15 protein-coding genes are annotated in these 15699 nt (G+C 60.6%); 9 read left to right on the top strand and 6 right to left on the bottom strand.

Features of this window, described 5'->3' with window-relative positions; genetic code table 11:
• The first annotated feature begins 170 nt into the window (after positions 1–170).
• From NWV16_RS12835 to NWV16_RS12815, 5 genes are all read left to right on the top strand, one after another.
• A complete protein-coding gene (locus NWV16_RS12835) occupies positions 171–1103 on the top strand; it encodes an AraC family transcriptional regulator (RefSeq protein WP_260523337.1) in 933 nt (310 codons plus the stop codon).
• A gap of 87 nt (positions 1104–1190) precedes the next feature.
• Complete coding sequence (locus NWV16_RS12830; protein WP_260523336.1) at positions 1191–1646, top strand: (2Fe-2S)-binding protein; 456 nt, start codon at positions 1191–1193, stop codon at positions 1644–1646.
• A complete protein-coding gene (locus tag NWV16_RS12825) occupies positions 1646–3898 on the top strand; it encodes a xanthine dehydrogenase family protein molybdopterin-binding subunit (RefSeq protein WP_260523515.1) in 2253 nt (750 codons plus the stop codon). The genes NWV16_RS12830 and NWV16_RS12825 overlap by 1 nt, the downstream gene beginning before the upstream one ends.
• 17 nt (positions 3899–3915) lie before the next feature.
• Positions 3916–5265: a cytochrome c gene (locus tag NWV16_RS12820; protein WP_260523335.1), complete on the top strand. Its 1350-nt coding sequence runs from the start codon at positions 3916–3918 to the stop codon at positions 5263–5265.
• Between the two features lie 11 nt (positions 5266–5276).
• On the top strand, positions 5277–6317 hold the full coding sequence (locus tag NWV16_RS12815; RefSeq protein ID WP_260523334.1) for an XdhC family protein: 1041 nt from the start codon (positions 5277–5279) through the stop codon (positions 6315–6317).
• Between the two features lie 38 nt (positions 6318–6355).
• Here NWV16_RS12815 and NWV16_RS27830 read toward each other — a convergent pair whose 3' ends face one another.
• Entirely contained in the window at positions 6356–6664 is a 309-nt protein-coding gene (locus tag NWV16_RS27830; protein ID WP_260523333.1) for a hypothetical protein, read from the bottom strand.
• Between the two features lie 150 nt (positions 6665–6814).
• On the bottom strand, positions 6815–7255 hold the full coding sequence (locus tag NWV16_RS12805) for a hypothetical protein (protein WP_065259000.1): 441 nt from the start codon (positions 7253–7255) through the stop codon (positions 6815–6817).
• Between the two features lie 301 nt (positions 7256–7556).
• On the opposite strand from NWV16_RS12805, the gene NWV16_RS12800 reads away from it, so the two are divergent.
• On the top strand, positions 7557–9416 hold the full coding sequence (locus NWV16_RS12800; RefSeq protein ID WP_260523332.1) for an ABC transporter ATP-binding protein: 1860 nt from the start codon (positions 7557–7559) through the stop codon (positions 9414–9416).
• Between the two features lie 79 nt (positions 9417–9495).
• On the opposite strand, the gene NWV16_RS12795 is transcribed toward NWV16_RS12800, so the two are convergent.
• Together NWV16_RS12795 and NWV16_RS12790 are read right to left on the bottom strand one after the other, a co-directional pair.
• On the bottom strand, positions 9496–10893 hold the full coding sequence (locus tag NWV16_RS12795) for a hypothetical protein (protein WP_260523331.1): 1398 nt from the start codon (positions 10891–10893) through the stop codon (positions 9496–9498).
• A gap of 203 nt (positions 10894–11096) precedes the next feature.
• The gene (locus NWV16_RS12790) at positions 11097–12014 is read right to left on the bottom strand and encodes a LysR family transcriptional regulator (RefSeq protein ID WP_260523330.1); all 918 of its coding nucleotides are present in this window, start codon (positions 12012–12014) and stop codon (positions 11097–11099) included.
• Positions 12015–12080: 66 nt separating this feature from the next.
• On the opposite strand from NWV16_RS12790, the gene NWV16_RS12785 reads away from it, so the two are divergent.
• Entirely contained in the window at positions 12081–12698 is a 618-nt protein-coding gene (locus NWV16_RS12785; RefSeq protein WP_260523329.1) for a LysE family translocator, read from the top strand.
• A gap of 128 nt (positions 12699–12826) precedes the next feature.
• Positions 12827–13246 (top strand): organic hydroperoxide resistance protein, encoded by a 420-nt coding sequence (locus tag NWV16_RS12780; protein WP_260523328.1) that lies wholly within the window; start codon positions 12827–12829, stop codon positions 13244–13246.
• An 18-nt stretch (positions 13247–13264) separates the two neighbouring features.
• On the opposite strand, the gene NWV16_RS12775 is transcribed toward NWV16_RS12780, so the two are convergent.
• Positions 13265–14692, bottom strand: a complete 1428-nt coding sequence (locus NWV16_RS12775; protein ID WP_260523327.1) for an amino acid permease — start codon at positions 14690–14692, stop codon at positions 13265–13267.
• Between the two features lie 273 nt (positions 14693–14965).
• Here NWV16_RS12775 and NWV16_RS12770 point away from each other — a divergent pair, with 273 nt between their 5' ends.
• A complete protein-coding gene (locus NWV16_RS12770; RefSeq protein ID WP_260523326.1) occupies positions 14966–15127 on the top strand; it encodes a hypothetical protein in 162 nt (53 codons plus the stop codon).
• Between the two features lie 99 nt (positions 15128–15226).
• Here NWV16_RS12770 and NWV16_RS12765 read toward each other — a convergent pair whose 3' ends face one another.
• Positions 15227–15652, bottom strand: coding sequence for a cupin domain-containing protein (locus tag NWV16_RS12765; protein ID WP_260523325.1), 426 nt, complete (start codon positions 15650–15652; stop codon positions 15227–15229).
• Positions 15653–15699 lie beyond the last annotated feature (47 nt).

The following is a 15699-nucleotide window of genomic DNA, read 5'->3' as shown; positions in this document are numbered from 1 at the left end:
GCCCCACCGGGCACTGTCTCCCGTAACAGATAGACACATTCTCCCGGTCAACCCGGCCCTTCCCTAGTGCATTCCTCTTGAATGTTTGCCTGATCCTCTGAGGATGCAGGGTGGTGGATAGGAAACGTCTTGCGCGCGGATTAGAGTCGGGTCAACAGGAGTAAGCCCACATGACCCTTATCCCCTTGGCCCAGGAATCGCCCTGGGCATCGAATGTTGACCCGCGAGTGAGCGCACCGGGAGATTTCTCCACGGCCATACCCGGCCTGTCGCTGTTTCGTCGCGATCACCCGGCGCCGCCCGTCGTATGCATGATTGAGCCAAGCCTAATTCTGGTGGGGCGCGGCGAGAAGCGTTTGTGGGTCGGTGGTGAGGGCTACAGCTATGACCCTTCGCGTTTTCTGGTCACATCACTGGACCTGCCCGCCAACTCTGAAGTGGTCCACGCCAGTGCCGAACAGCCTTGTGTCGGCGTGGTACTGAAGCTGGATATCGGCATGCTTGCCGAAGTCATCTCCAAGAGCGGCTTGCCCACGAAACGCCAGCCATCAATGGGTACGGGCGCCGGGATCGGCAGCCTGTCGCCTGCTTTGGAAGGCGCGTTCGCTCGCCTGCTGGGATTGCTGGACGAACCCGAGGCGATCCCGGTGCTGGCGCCGCTGATCCTGCGAGAAATCCACTATCGGCTGCTGCATACCGACCAGGGTGCACGCTTGCGGCAGATCACTGCCGTCGATGGCCAGGGTTATCGCATCGCCAAGGCCATCGACTGGCTCAAGGTCAATTACACCGAGGCTCTACGCATTGACGACCTGGCCGCGCGGGTGCAGATGAGTGCTCCGACCTTTCACCATCATTTCCGCCAGCTCACCGGCATGAGTCCGCTGCAGTACCAGAAATGGCTGCGGCTCAACGAGGCCCGGCGGCTGATGCTGGTAGAACGTCTCGATGTGTCACGCGCAGCGTTCGCGGTCGGCTATGAAAGTCCTTCGCAATTCAGCCGCGAATACGGCCGACTGTTCGGCACCGCGCCAAGTCGGGACATGGCCCTTCTGCGCGGACAACCGTTCGAGACAGAAGCGCTCGGCAGCGTAGCGAACTGAACCGACAACCGGCTTCACCGGTGATGCGCCTTGCCGCGTGTCACCGCTCATGACAATGCACGTCAACCGATGATCAGCGGGTGAACCATGGAACTACGAATCAACCAGAAGACCTATCAGGTCGATGCCGACGCCGATACGCCCTTGCTGTGGGTTATCCGCGATGACCTGGGCATGACCGGGACCAAGTACGGCTGCGGACTGGCGCAGTGCGGCGCCTGTTCGGTGCTGGTGGACGGCAATGTGGTGCGTTCCTGCGTCACGCCGGTCGCCGGGGTCGTCGGTCGCGAGGTCACCACCATTGAAGCCATAGAGACCGATGAAGTGGGCAAGCGGGTTGTTTCGACCTGGGTCGATCTGCAGGTCGCCCAGTGCGGCTACTGTCAGTCCGGGCAGGTGATGGCCGCCACCGCGCTGCTCAAACAAAACCCCAGGCCGAGTGATGCGCAGATCGAGGCCGCAATGGTCAACCTGTGCCGCTGCGGTACTTACAACGCCATTCATGCCGCCATGCATGAGCTTGCTGGCAAGGGGGAAGCATGATGAACGTTCGAATCGACCCTGCCCTGCAAGCCTCGGCAACGGACCTGCACGAACCGATCAATGTTTCGCGCAGACGTTTTCTCACCGGCACCGCTGTCGGCGCACTGGTCCTCGGTTTTGGCCTGCCGCTGGGTATGACACGCGTACAAGCGGCTGCAGCAACCGCAACTGCCGAACGTGGCACGCAGGTGCCGGCGTTCCTCGAGATCCGCCCGGACAACCGCGTGCGTCTGCTTTGCCCGTTCATGGAAGGCGGGCAAGGAACGTTTACCGCCATGGCACAGATCATCGGTGAAGAACTGGATGCCGACCCGGCGACGTTCATGGTCGAAGCGGCGCCGCCCGGCGAAGCCTATGTGGTGATGGAAAACGGCATGCGCATCACCGGCGGCAGTATGTCGGTGCGCATGAGTTATCCGGTCATGCGCCGCCTCGGCGCCCTCGCCCGCGCCATGCTGTTGCAAGCGGGCGCGCAACAGCTTGGCGTGCCGGTGAGCGAGTTGAGCACCGAGTCCGGCAAGGTCGTGCATGCCAAATCCGGGCGCTCGCTGGCCTACGGTGAACTGGCCGAGCGCGCGATGGATCTGCCGGTTCCCGATCCGGCTTCCGTGCAACTGCGTGATCCGGGCCGGTTCCGCTGGATCGGCAAACCAGTGAAGCGCCTCGATGCCTATGACAAGTCCACGGGCAAGGCGCTGTACAGCATCGATCTGAAGGTCGACGACATGCTCCATGCCGCGGTTCAACATGCCCCGCGCCTGGGGATGACAGTGGGCAACCTGCGCAACGAAGACCAGGTCAAGGCAATGAAAGGCGTGCATTCCGTGCACCGTCTGCCGGGCGCCGTGGCCGTGGTCGCCGAGCGCTGGTGGCACGCCAGACGGGCCGTCGAGGCGATTCAGGTCGACTGGCAAGAGCCGACAGCCGACAGCAACGTGCGGCCGATGCCCGCCGACTTTTCCAGCGATGCCTGGCTCAAGCGCCTCGCTGAAGACAGAGGCCCCGCCCGGGATGATGAACTTGAAGGCGATGTGGCTTCGATTCTTGCGGGGAGCAAGACCCGGATCGAGGCCACTTACCACAACCAATACCTGAATCACGGGCAACTGGAGCCGCCTTCGGCACTGGCCAGATTCAATGCCGACGGTTCGCTGGACGTCTGGCTGCCGAATCAGGCGCCGGATATGTTCCGTGCCGACATCGCCAAACGCACAGGACTGGACCCGTCGCGCATCAACTTGCATTCGCCGCTGCTGGGCGGGTTCTTCGGCCGGCATTTCCTCTACGATTCGGCCAACCCCTACCCTCAGGCAATCGCGCTGTCCAAGGCGGTTGGCCGGCCGGTCAAACTGATCTGGAGTCGCGAGGAAGAGTTCCTGCGCGATGTGCTGCGCCCGGTTGCCGCCGTGAATTTCCGTGCGGCACTGGACGAAGAAGGCTGGCCACTGGCAATCGAAGCGATCAGTGCCACCGAAGGGCCTACCGAGGCGCTCGCCGGCAAGCAGGGTGAGAAGCTCGACCCGACAGCGCTCGAAGGGTTGTCCGGCAAATCCTATGCGATCCCCAACAAACGCATCGCGCAGATTTACGTCAAAGGCCCGGCGATGCTGGGTTACTGGCGCTCGGTGGGCAATTCCCTCAACGATTTTTTCTATGAGTCGTTCCTCGATGAACTGGCCGACAAGGGCGGCAAGGACCCGTTCGACCTGCGCCTGCACTTGCTGCGCGACAACAAACGGTTGACCACACTGCTGCAGGCCGTGGGTGAGCTGTCGGGTGGCTGGAAGCGCGGCCCGTTCACCGCCGAAGACGGCAGCCGGCGTGCGCGCGGGGTGGCCATGGCGTCGCCGTTCGGTACGCAGACGGCGGTGATCGCCGAGGTATCCATCGAAAAAGGCCAGGTCAAGGTGCACGACATCTGGCAAGCGATAGACCCCGGCAGCATCGTCAATCCGGCGATTGTCGAGGCTCAGGTGAATGGCGCGGTGGCGTTGGGACTGTCGCAGACACTGGTGGAAGAATCCGTCTGGGTGGACGGCAGGCCTCGGGCGCGCAACTACGATTTGTACCCGATCCTGCCGCCTGCACGAATGGCCCGGGTCCACGTGCGAGTGGTCGAGAGCGGGGAAAAAATGGGTGGCATCGGTGAGCCGCCATTGCCCGCCGTCGCGCCCGCCGTCGTCAATGCGGTGGCAACGCTGACCGGGCAGCGGATACGCAGCCTGCCCCTGAGCCGACACACCTTCACCTGATCAGCACCGGAGCGTTCATGAATAACAGCCGATTCGCAAGAACCGCTGGCTGGCTGGCCGTGCCGTGTCTGGTCGCGGCAGGCCTGCTGGCCTGGTATGTCACCCGCGAGCCTGTCTCGCGCCTGGAAAACCATCAGATCGTCGCCGATATCGACCCGACACTGGTGGCCCGCGGCGAATACGTCGCCAGGCTCAGCGATTGCGTGGCCTGTCACAGCGTGCCGGGCGGTGCACCGTTTGCCGGCGGGCTGGAAATGGCCACACCGCTGGGCGCGATCCACGCGACCAATATCACTCCGGACATGGAAACCGGCATCGGCCACTACAGCCTGGCCGACTTCGACCGTGCCGTACGTCACGGTGTGGCTCCCGGAAGTCGCCGGTTATACCCGGCGATGCCCTACCCGTCCTATGCGAAGCTCAGTGATGACGACGTGCGAGCGCTGTATGCGTTCTTTATGAAAGGCGTGGCACCTGTCAAACAGGCGAACATCCAGAATGCGATTCCATTTCCACTGAACCTGCGCTGGCCGATTGCACTATGGAACGGTGTGTTCGTCGATTCCGGGCCTTATGTGGCCAAACCGTCGCAGGATGAACAGTGGAACCGTGGCGCGTATCTCGTTCAGGGTGCCGGGCACTGTGGCAGTTGCCACACACCGCGTGGTCTGGCGTTCAACGAGAAGGCACTGGATGAATCCGGCGCGCCGTTCCTCGCCGGCGCGTTGCTCGATGGCTGGTACGCACCGAGCCTGCGCGATGATCACAACACAGGTCTGGGCCGTTGGAGCGAGTCTGAAATCGTGCAGTTCCTCAAGACAGGACGCAACCAACATGCGGTGGTGTACGGCTCGATGACCGAAGCGTTCAACAACTCCACGCAGTTCATGAGCGATGACGATCTGACGGCCATTGCCCGTTATCTGAAGTCGTTGCCTGGCGACCGCCAGCGCGACGGGCAACCCTGGCAGTATCAATCGGTTTCGGCAGCGCAACGTCAGGACTCCCCGGGTGCTCACACCTATGTGACGCGCTGCGCGTCGTGCCATGGTCTGGACGGCAAGGGTCAGGCGCAATGGATGCCGCCGCTGGCCGGCGCCACCTCGGCGCTGGCCGGGGAAAGCGCCTCGGCGATCAACATCACCTTGAATGGTTCACAGCGCGTCGTGGCGGCCGGCGTACCGGATGCGTACCGCATGCCGGCCTTCCGCGAGCAGTTGTCGGATCAGCAGATTGCCGAGGTGCTGACCTTCATGCGCAGCACCTGGGGCAATCAGGGCACTGCCGTTGATGCGCAGGCGGTGGCCAAACTGCGTGAACACACGGATCCGGCCAGCAGCAGCCCGATTATCCTGCACATGCGTTAGAGGAGAATCTGATGGAAAGCATCGATGTGCTGGTCTTGCGCACTGCGCGGGACTGGCGCGCCGCCGGCGAGCGTGTGTTGCTCGCCACGGTGGCGCGCACCTGGGGTTCATCACCGCGCCCGACGGGTTCGATGATGGCCCTGCGTGACGATGGTCGCGTGGTGGGCAGCGTGTCCGGCGGCTGCATCGAGGATGACCTGATCCATCGCTATACCACGGCCCATGGCGGCAGTGCTTTTAGCGACAGCACCCCACAAGTGGTGCGCTATGGCGTCAGCGCCGATGAGGCGCATCGCTTCGGCCTGCCCTGCGGCGGCACGCTTGAATTGATCCTGGAATTCAACCCGGCATGTCAGTCACTTGACGAGTTGCTGATGCAACTGGACGCCGGACGACTGGTGAACCGTCGCCTGACGCTGGAGTCGGGTGAGGTCATGCTCGAAGCGACCGCGATGCCGGAACGATTCCGCTTCGATGGCGCGCAGATGCTCAATACCCTGGGGCCGGGTTATCGGATGCTGATGATCGGCGCCGGTGCGCTCGCCGAGTATCTGGCCACCATGGCGTTGTTCAACGGTTTCAAGGTGGCGGTGTGCGATCCGCGTCCCGAGTACATCGAGACCTGGGCGGTCAACGGTGTGGAGCGCATCGTCGGCATGCCGGACGACGTGGTCCGCGACTTCGCGGTCGACCTGCGCACCTGTATCGTCGCCCTGAGTCATGACCCCAGACTCGACGATCTGGCCCTGCTCGAAGCGCTCCACAGTCCGGCGTTTTACATCGGCGCCATCGGTTCGCGGCGCAACAGCCAGCGGCGTCGCGAACGCCTGATCGAACATTTCGGTGAGACCCTGGCGTCGCTTGAGCGCCTGCACGGACCGATCGGCCTTTACATTGGCAGCAAGACGCCTGCCGAGATCGCCGTCAGCGTCATGGCCGAAATCCTGGCGGCCAAGAATGGTGCGAGCCTGCCGGGCAGGCTCAGCGTCGCCCAGGCTAAACAGTTCATCGAAGATGACCGTTTGCTACAGGCCGACACCGTCGCCTGGTAAAGGTCGACAACTGTCGGTGAGTCTCTGTCCCGGCCGCGTCAGGCCCCCGATTCTGGATCGCTGGCAGGCATGCCGCGCGGCTCTTTTACATCAACGTCCTGGCTGTAAGGCGCGTCAGACGCCGCAGGCTTGCGGACCACTTCCCCGCTCCCGTGTTTCGGGTGTTCTGTGGCGACAGCGTTCGTCGCTGCCACGTCCGTCATGTCTTCATCAAGCGGTGCTTCGTCATCGGGCGGCAATGGCACTTCGGCCTTTTGGTATCTGGGGTCATGCCCGGTTTCGTTGTCGGTGGTGCGTGTCACGGCCTGCTGCGACTGGTTGCCTGGTGCATTTTCGTCAATATCCATGATGCCTCTCCGTATCGGTGCGCGCGATTGCGTGCTTGAACGTGAGAGAACCTGAGTACCTGTGAGTGCCTTCCATTGGACGAATGGCAGGCAATAAAGAACCCGGCGCTTCGGCCGGGTTTCGTTCATCATGCCTGTACACGTAAAAATTTACGCAACCGCCCGCTCATGCTCGCTCTCATGGACGTAAATCCACGAAATACCCGATGGGGAATGTTCATCAAGACGCATGAGGGCCGAATCGACCTTCTTCTTGGTGATTCCGTCCTTGACCAGATCGAAGACCGTCAGGAAGAAGCCTCCCGGAAGCGGCGTGATCGAGAGATTGGTGATGTGTGATTCCGGGCTTCCGGCACGCTGGCCGTGCAGTCCCCAAAGTCGCTCCCAGTAATCGGCCCGGCCCATGATCTCACCGTTCGTGAGCACCACCCGAAAATCTTCCGCCAGTGCATCGTACAAGGGTTTTATGGCGCCTTCGGATTGGGACGCGACGCCACGGGACCAGGGAAAAAAGAGGTTGTACCAGCGGTACACCTCCGCTTCGACGAGCGCAGTATCAGCCGATGTTGCGAGTCCTTCGCTGATTGCCATCTGTGTTCTCCTTCACAAGAAAAAAGGCGCACGTGTTCCGTTATGCATCGTACGGACGATGCTCCACGCCTTGATCAAGATCCATCCTTGAAAACCAGGTGACCGGGCTTTGCTCAACTGATCGATTGCCAAAAACGCGGGTCAATTGGCGGACACGGTCACAACAAGTGGGTTCTGACCTGACGGATAGTATTGAGAACGGCCCCATGGTCAAACGTGGCCGAGCGATCGTTGTCCTCCTATCCGGGGGCAACGGCGAAAATGGCATACTCCCACCGACCAGATCATTTCGGAGACCACTATGCTTCGCGTGTTCGAACGCAGGCTCGACCCTTTTCCGCCTGATGAAGCGCCGCCCCCGCCCGTGGGACTGATGCGTTTTCTGTGGGCCTGCACCCGCGGTGCCCGCGGTTATGTCCTTGCTCTGGCGCTGCTCAGTGCCAGTGTGTCGATCTACGAGGCCTGGCTGTTTTCGTTTCTCGGGCAAGTGGTGGACCTGCTCTCGACCTGGCAGGCCGGCGGCGCCGTGAGCGGTCAGGAAAGCCGCGTGCTGTGGGGCATCGCCATCGTCTTGCTCACCAGCGTCGGTCTTGTGGCGTTGCGCACGATGGTCCAGCACCAGATTCTGGCGATCAACCTGCCGCTGCGCCTGCGCTGGGACTTCCATCGCCTGATGCTGCGGCAAAGTCTTTCGTTCTTTTCCGACGAGTTTTCCGGACGCGTCACGACCAAAGTGATGCAGACCGCGCTGGCGGTCCGCGAAGTGCTGTTCACCGTCATCGAGATCGCCCCCGGCATCGGCGTTTATTTCATTGCGATCATCGCATTGGCCGGGGGCTTTGCCTTGAAACTGATGCTGCCGTTCGTGGCCTGGGTCGCGCTGTTCGGGCTGGCGATGCTGTATTTCGTGCCGCGTCTGGGACAGGTCGGGCAGGAACAGGCCCATGCCCGGTCGTCGATGACGGGGCGAATTTCCGACGCCTACACCAACATCACCACGGTCAAACTGTTCTCGCATTCCAACCGCGAGGCGCACTTCGCACGTGCGGCAATGGAGGATTTCAAGCAGACCGGTTTTCGCCAGATGCGTCTGGTCAGTCAATTCGAGATCGTCAATCAGGCGCTGGTGGTCGGGCTGATTCTTGGCGCCGGCGGCTATGCCCTGTGGCTCTGGCATCAGGGTCAGGTCGGCGCGGGTGCGGTGGCTGCAATCACGGCCATGGCGCTGCGGATCAACGGCATGTCCCACTGGATCATGTGGCAAATGACATCGCTGTTCGAAAACATCGGCACCGTTCAGGACGGCATGGCGACCCTGACCCGGGGCCCCAAGGTGCAAGACGCGCCGAACGCCGGGGTGCTGGTGCCTTCCGGTGGCGCGGTGACCTTCGACAACGTGCATTTCAATTACAACGGTGAACGCCAGGTACTCGACGGCCTGAGCCTGCACATCCGCGCCGGAGAAAAGATCGGCCTGGTGGGTCGCTCCGGTGCTGGCAAATCGACACTGATCAATCTGCTGCTGCGTTTCTACGACGTCGACAGCGGCAAAATCTGCATCGATGGGCAGAACATCGCGCAGGTGACGCAGGACAGTCTGCGCAGCGCCATCGGCATGGTCACTCAAGATACGTCGCTGCTGCACCGCTCGATCCGCGACAACATTGCCTACGGACGCCCGGACGCCACCGACGCGCAGGTTCACCGCGCCGCGATCAACGCCCAGGCCGACGGTTTCATCAGCCAGCTGAGCGACCGTCAGGGCAATACCGGTTATGACACGCTGGTGGGCGAACGCGGCATCAAGCTGTCCGGTGGTCAGCGCCAACGGATCGCCATTGCCCGGGTCATGCTCAAGAACGCACCGATCCTGCTGCTCGACGAGGCCACCAGTGCGCTGGATTCGGAGGTTGAAGTCGCCATTCAGGAAAGCCTGGATGAAATGATGCAAGGCAAGACTGTTATCGCGATTGCGCATCGGTTGTCGACGATTGCCGCGATGGACCGGCTGATTGTCATGGATGAGGGTCACATCATCGAACAAGGCACCCACGCCGAACTGCTGGAACGAAACGGCACCTATGCGCGACTCTGGCAGCATCAGAGCGGCGGGTTTCTCGGTGAGGATCAGGGACTGGATGAGGCGCTGGATCGGGTGTGAGCGTCGATATCTCAGAATAGACAAAGCTCTGATTATTCGGGGCTTTGTCTATTTTGGCTTTCTGAAGACGACAACCAGGTCAGCGCCCCTGACACTTCAAGACTTTGCCATTGGCAGCGCCGCAAAGGATGACATCCCGAACGTCCGGGCTCTGAAAGTAGTCAACATGCGCATTCAGGGGACTCTCCATGATCAGGAGCTTGGGGGCATTCTGCACAAATACGTCTGTCACATTGATCTGCGGCCGCCCGTCCGGCGTACCCTCAGCGTTAGCGTACCAACTCGGGACATGCCAGGTGAGCAAGTCATTTGTGTCATTGAAAGAGACAATCTGGAGGCCGCCAGTTTGTTTTCCACTCTTGATGTCTACGGTTGTTTTTAAATCTGCCAGTTCCGAAAGAACATTTCCGTACACCGGCAGCCTCGAGTCTGCCTGCGACTGAATCGGAAGCGCATCGCGACCATTTAAAGGAAACAACTGCCAGAAAAAAGGATGTGCAACGCCATCACTGGAGCGGGCTTGTGGCGGTACGTTGGCCAAACCCAGCAACGAAAGCTGATTCGCCATCATGTAGAAGGCAGGCGTATTCGTGATCATGTTTTCGATGAATCCCTGAGCGCTGCTGCGTTCGCTGTAGCGAAAAGGGTTGGTCTCACTGTCTTTTGTCCGGTCCATCAGGTCGAGGAACATGTCGTAAGTCATGCGGCTGCCCAGACTGTGAGTCACGAATAAATTCTTGTGCGGTGTTCTTTCACTTTCCTGCGCAGAGGGCCATACACATTTTTTATCCTTGTCCGTAGACGTGATGGCATGGCAAATCCCCTCTGCAAGCCCTCGCACCATTGTCTGTCCATAGGTTCCGGTATAGAGAATGGCATCTGACAAATTCCGGTCAAAAACCTGCTCCTTGATTGTTTTGTCGAGCCAAAGCCTTGGTGGCGCCTGTACCGTTGCAGGAATTTTCGGATCGGGGAACTCAATGCATGGCTCGCGTTTTTTATTTGCGAAAACAGACGGCGAGTCATATCCAAGCTGATTGCTTTTCAGCCATCGGGTCAGGGGTGACCAGGTAATTTCAATCGCCTCTACGCTCACTGCGCGGTCCCTGTCAGGCAGAGTCAGAGAGTAATTTCTTTTGAGGACGTTCACCCCTGAGTGTGGGTCTTCTTCTCCCCCCATAAAGACGTTCACATTAATGAATTCATCAGATTTGATTCCGTCGGGTACGGGTTTCAATCCCATCGCAGCAGCGTTTTTTTCATTCAACCAGCCGTCAGGACCCAGGGCGTAACCCGGGCAGTGATCCCCTACACCATGAACAAAAAACAGCCTCACAGGCGTATCGTCAGGGAGCAGCTTCTGTAATGGATTTACAGCGCCTGGAGAGTTATCGCTGGAGTTGTAGATAAGAGGGGTGGACGAACAAGCGGTCAAACTCGAAATGAGAATTGCGCAAAGCACGCGGCGGACATTCATTTTAAGACTCCTTGCCTATGGATGTAGCTATCCACTAACGGGCATTGAAGTCATGCAGATTTGAAGCTGGCGCAGCGCACACAGATGCCCCGGTTGAGGTTAGGTGCAAATATCAGTGGCGCAACCTGCCATTTGGAAATCGAATTCAAACGCGCGTAACACCGGCCAACGGTTAAAACCCGCTCACTGAAAATCGGCGATCCTCAACCTACTGATCGCAACCACTCCTGCAATGCCATTTCGAGACTGCCCTGTCTGGGTGGCGCGGGCGACAGCAAGCAGTAATGCGAGCCGTCTTCAACGAACCCCGAGGGCGCAACCAGCACCCCGTTCTGGATGTCGTCGCGAACCAGATGCCACGGCCCCATGGCCACCCCCAGCCCGGCGACAGCGGCCTGAATGCTGAAATAAAAGTGCTCGAAAGACTGCATCTGCGTCGCGGGAACGGCCTGGCCCGAAGCGCTGGCCCACTCTTGCCAGGCCGTGGGACGGCTGGTGGTCTGCAACAGGGAAGCCGTGGCGCGCAAGCATTGGCCGCGTTCATCGAACCATTGGCCGGCCTTGTCCGGCCGGCACACCGGCCCGACCTTTTCGGCAAACAACCGCTCGGCGTGATACCCCGCAGGTCGGGGAAAATCGTCGCGCCGAATGGCCAGGTCGACTCCCTGCTCAAATGAAAACGGACCGCCGCCGGCCACCAAGTGAATGTCCGGGCCACCATGGCGCGACTGGAAATCGCTCCAGCGCGGAATCAACCAGCGCATCAACAGCGTCGGTTCGCAGGACAGGACCAGCCGTCGCGTACGGCGCGCCTCGCTGCGAATTTCGCGAACGGCATGGTTCATCAACCCCAGCCCTTCACTCACCGCTTTGAGCAATCGTCTTCCCGGGTCCGTCAGGAACACCCTGCGCTGGCGCCGCTCGAACAGCTCGACACCCAGATCCTCTTCCAGCAGACGCACCGCCCGACTGATGGCGCCCGGCGTCAGATGCAGCTCGTTCGCCGCACGGGCGAAGTTCTCGAACCGGCCAGCGGATTCAAAGCAGCGCAGCGCCAGCAGAGACGGCATTCGCCCTCCTGAAAATGGTGATCCAAAGTCACCTTTCTGTTCAGAAATCATCGTTAGTCCCGGCGCGTGGTCTTTGCAAACATGGCTTTCTATCACCAACCCACTCAAGGTTCCACCATGCACGAATGGATAGTCGTAATCACCATCACGCTGCTTGCATGCGTCAGTCCCGGGCCGGATTTCGCGATGGTCTCGCGCAACGGCTTGCTGCTTTCTCGACGCGCCGGCGTACTCACGGCGGCGGGCATTGGTCTGGGGGTGCTGGTGCATGTCGGCTACACCCTGCTCGGGCTGGGCTGGGTGCTTCAGCAAACACCGTGGCTGTTCAATGCGTTGAAGCTGGCGGGGGCTGGGTACCTCGTCTATCTGGGCATAAAAATGCTTCGCTCCAGCCCTGACGCTCGGCAGCCGGATGCTGCGTCACCTGCCCTGTCCGATCTGGCTGCACTGCGCACGGGTTTTCTCACCAACGCACTGAACCCGAAAACCTCGATTTTCATCGTCAGCCTGTTCATGGGCGTCGTCCGACCGGACAGTGGCCTGCCGTTGCAAATCGCCTATGGACTGTTCATTGCCGGAGCGCACGTGGTGTGGTTCAGCCTGGTGGCGCTGTGCTTTTCCGCCGGGCGGGTGCGCGAGAAACTGCTGGCGGCACGGCAGTGGATTGACCGGGCGTTCGGCGGTCTGCTGGTGGGATTCGGGCTGTTGCTGACACTCTCTCAACGATCATCCTGACCCGGCGTCGCTACACAGCGATACATAAACCCCCGTTGCACGACACATCCCGGGTACATGTCGATGCAAAAGTGTGGGCCATCGGAACCCTGGCTCCGACTCCACAACCCACACAGGCAGGTACTCTCATGATCAATCAAATCGACACCGTGCTGTACACCGGCAAGACCCGCACCACTGGCGGACGCGATGGCGCCTCGCGCAGTTCCGACGGCAATCTGGACGTCAAACTGTCGCCACCCGGCTCCAACGGCAGCGGCACCAACCCGGAACAACTGCTGGCGGCCGGCTGGTCGGCCTGTTTCATCGGCGCCATGGGCAAAGCGGCGGCAGTGTTGAAAATCAGGCTGCCGGCGGATGTGGCGGTGGAAACCGAAATCGATCTGGGCAAGACCGGCGATGCGTTTTTCCTGCAGGCCCGTTTGAATGTCAGCCTGCCGGGGCTGGAACCTTCGGTCGCCCAGTCGCTGATGGAAGCCGCGCACCAGACCTGCCCTTACTCCAAGGCCACACGCGGCAATATCGACGTGACCCTGTGCCTGATCTGAACCCGTCTCACGCCGGCTTCAACCTCGAACGCCCGAAGCACCGCTTCGGGCGTTTTGTGTTGCCGCGTTCGCCGGCCCATGCTGACGCGTGGTCACCAGCCCGATAAAGGAAATCGCCAGTGCGAGGCAGAGGGTCGATGTCACTTCCAGACGATGCTCCGGCGTCACCATCATCACCGCGAGTGCGGCGCAGATGAAGGCCATCACCAGATACGTCAGCCAGGGAAACAGCCACATGCGAAAAGTCAGCTCGACATTCTGCCGCAGCAGCATCCGGCGCATGCGCAGCTGAGACACCGCGATCACCAGGTACACCAGCAGCGCGATGGCACCGGAACTGGCGAGCAGAAATTGAAACAGGCCGGCGGGCATGAAGTAGCTGAGCAGCGTCACCCCGGCGCCGATGACGCTGCTGGCAATCACCGCCGCCCTCGGCACGCCCGCCGCGGAAGTCACTTTCAAGGCATGCGGTGCATCGCCGCGAAGTCCCAGTGAAAACAGCATGCGCGAAGCGATATAGATCGACGAGTTCATGCAACTGGCCACAGCGATCAACACCACCACATCGACCATGAATTTGGCGTGGGGAATGTTCATCAACTCCAGTGCGCGCTGATAGGAACCGACGGACGCCAGCAGCGGGTCGTTCCAGGGCACCACGGAAATCACCACGAAAATCGACAACAGGTAAAACACACCGATGCGCCAGATCACCGAGCGCGTGGCCTTGGCGATGTTCTGCGCCGGATGGTCCGATTCGGCGGCAGCGATGGTCACGGCCTCGGTGCCGATGAAACTGAACATGATGGTGATGAAAGCACCGACCACCGCCGACAGGCCATTGGGGGCGAACCCGCCGTGCTCTTCCATCAAGCGGCTCAGGCCGCTGGCTTCACGCTCGGGAATCCAGCCCATCAACACGGCAAAACCCACGCCGATGAAACCGATGATCGCCACGACCTTGGCCATGGCGAACCAGAATTCGAACTCGCCGTACTTGGAGACACTGAACAGGTTGGTGATGACCAGCAGGATGATCGACACCAGCGCAAACAGCCACGCATCGACCTGGGGAAACCATTGATTCAGAACATGCCCGGCGGCCAGCGCCTCGATGGGAATGACCAGCACCCAGAACCACCAGTAGAGCCAGCCAATGGTGAAGCCGGCCCAGCGACCGATGGCTTGATCGGCGTAAGTGGAAAACGATCCGGTGTCCGGTCGGGCCACCGCCATCTCTCCCAGCATGCGCATGACCAGCACCACCAGCAGGCCGGAAAACAGATACGCCAGCAACACCGCCGGCCCCGCCGCCGCGATGGCGTGCCCGGAGCCGACAAACAACCCCGCGCCGATGATTCCTGCGATTGACAACATGGTCACGTGGCGAGGCTTGAACCCCTGCGCCAGCTGACCGCTCGATTCCTTCGAATTCAGGCTGTTCATCGTTTTTGTTGTTCTCTGAGGGACGCCCCACCTTACGTGGCCGGTGTTGAACGCAAATAGCCCGTGTGCGGCATGTCGATGCCTGATTTCGACATATCCGGGTGACCGTCAGTGAGTAAGACGTGCCTTCGAACGACGCATGAAAGCGGAGCCGATGCCGAATCTTCCGTAGCACAATCCACGCTTTCGAAGATGAACATACCTTCACTAAAAACCTCGCCGGATGCGTCTAGTCTGCGGGTTCCAACATAGTGACTACAGGAGTTGCCCACCATGTTCTCGCACGAAAGCATCCCGCTGGTCTTCCTCTTCCTCGTTCTGCTGCTGGGCGTGCTGACGGCCGTTCTGCATCCGGTGCATGCGTTTTTCAGCTGGCTCAAGAGGCGCAAGCAAAGGGCATCTGCCGAGGTTGTGAAAGAGGTGGATGCGCGCTGACGTTCTTTCAGGTTGAGTCGGGCGGCGTTAGCGTGCGTTGAGTCCGCCGACAACAAAAAAAGGCCTGCCACATGGGCAGGCCTTTGCAGTGTCCGGTCGTTATTGCTTGAGAATCAACAACGGCTCGCCCTTCTTGACGATGTAAGTCGCCAGTTCCGAACCCTTGTCATTGCCGACGTTCTTCGCGATATGCGCCACGCCTTCCGGGATGAACAGCGAGTCGCCCGCTTTCAGCGTCACCGGCGCCCGGCCTTCGAGCTGGTATTCGAACGTCCCGCTGACCACATAGGCGACTTCAACGCCCGGGTGTGCATGCCGGGGCGAAGTGATGCCCGGTTCGAAATCGACCCGCGCCTGAATCACTTCACGATCCGCCGCGCCCAGGTCCTGATGGACCAGATCGGTGCGGCTCAGGCCTTGTTGCCAACTCTTGGCGGGGGCCGCCGTTTGAGCCTCGGCGGCGTTTGCCAGGCCGGTCATTGAAACCAGTACGGTGGCTGCGGTCATCAGGAGTGTGCGGCGCATGGTGTTACCCTCTTGGAAGTCGTGAAGTGACGGTCCTACTTTGAAGA

This window comes from Pseudomonas sp. BW7P1, from assembly GCF_024981055.1.
Lineage (GTDB): Bacteria > Pseudomonadota > Gammaproteobacteria > Pseudomonadales > Pseudomonadaceae > Aquipseudomonas > Aquipseudomonas bananamidigenes.
This window is presented reverse-complemented; position numbering and strand designations above follow the sequence as displayed.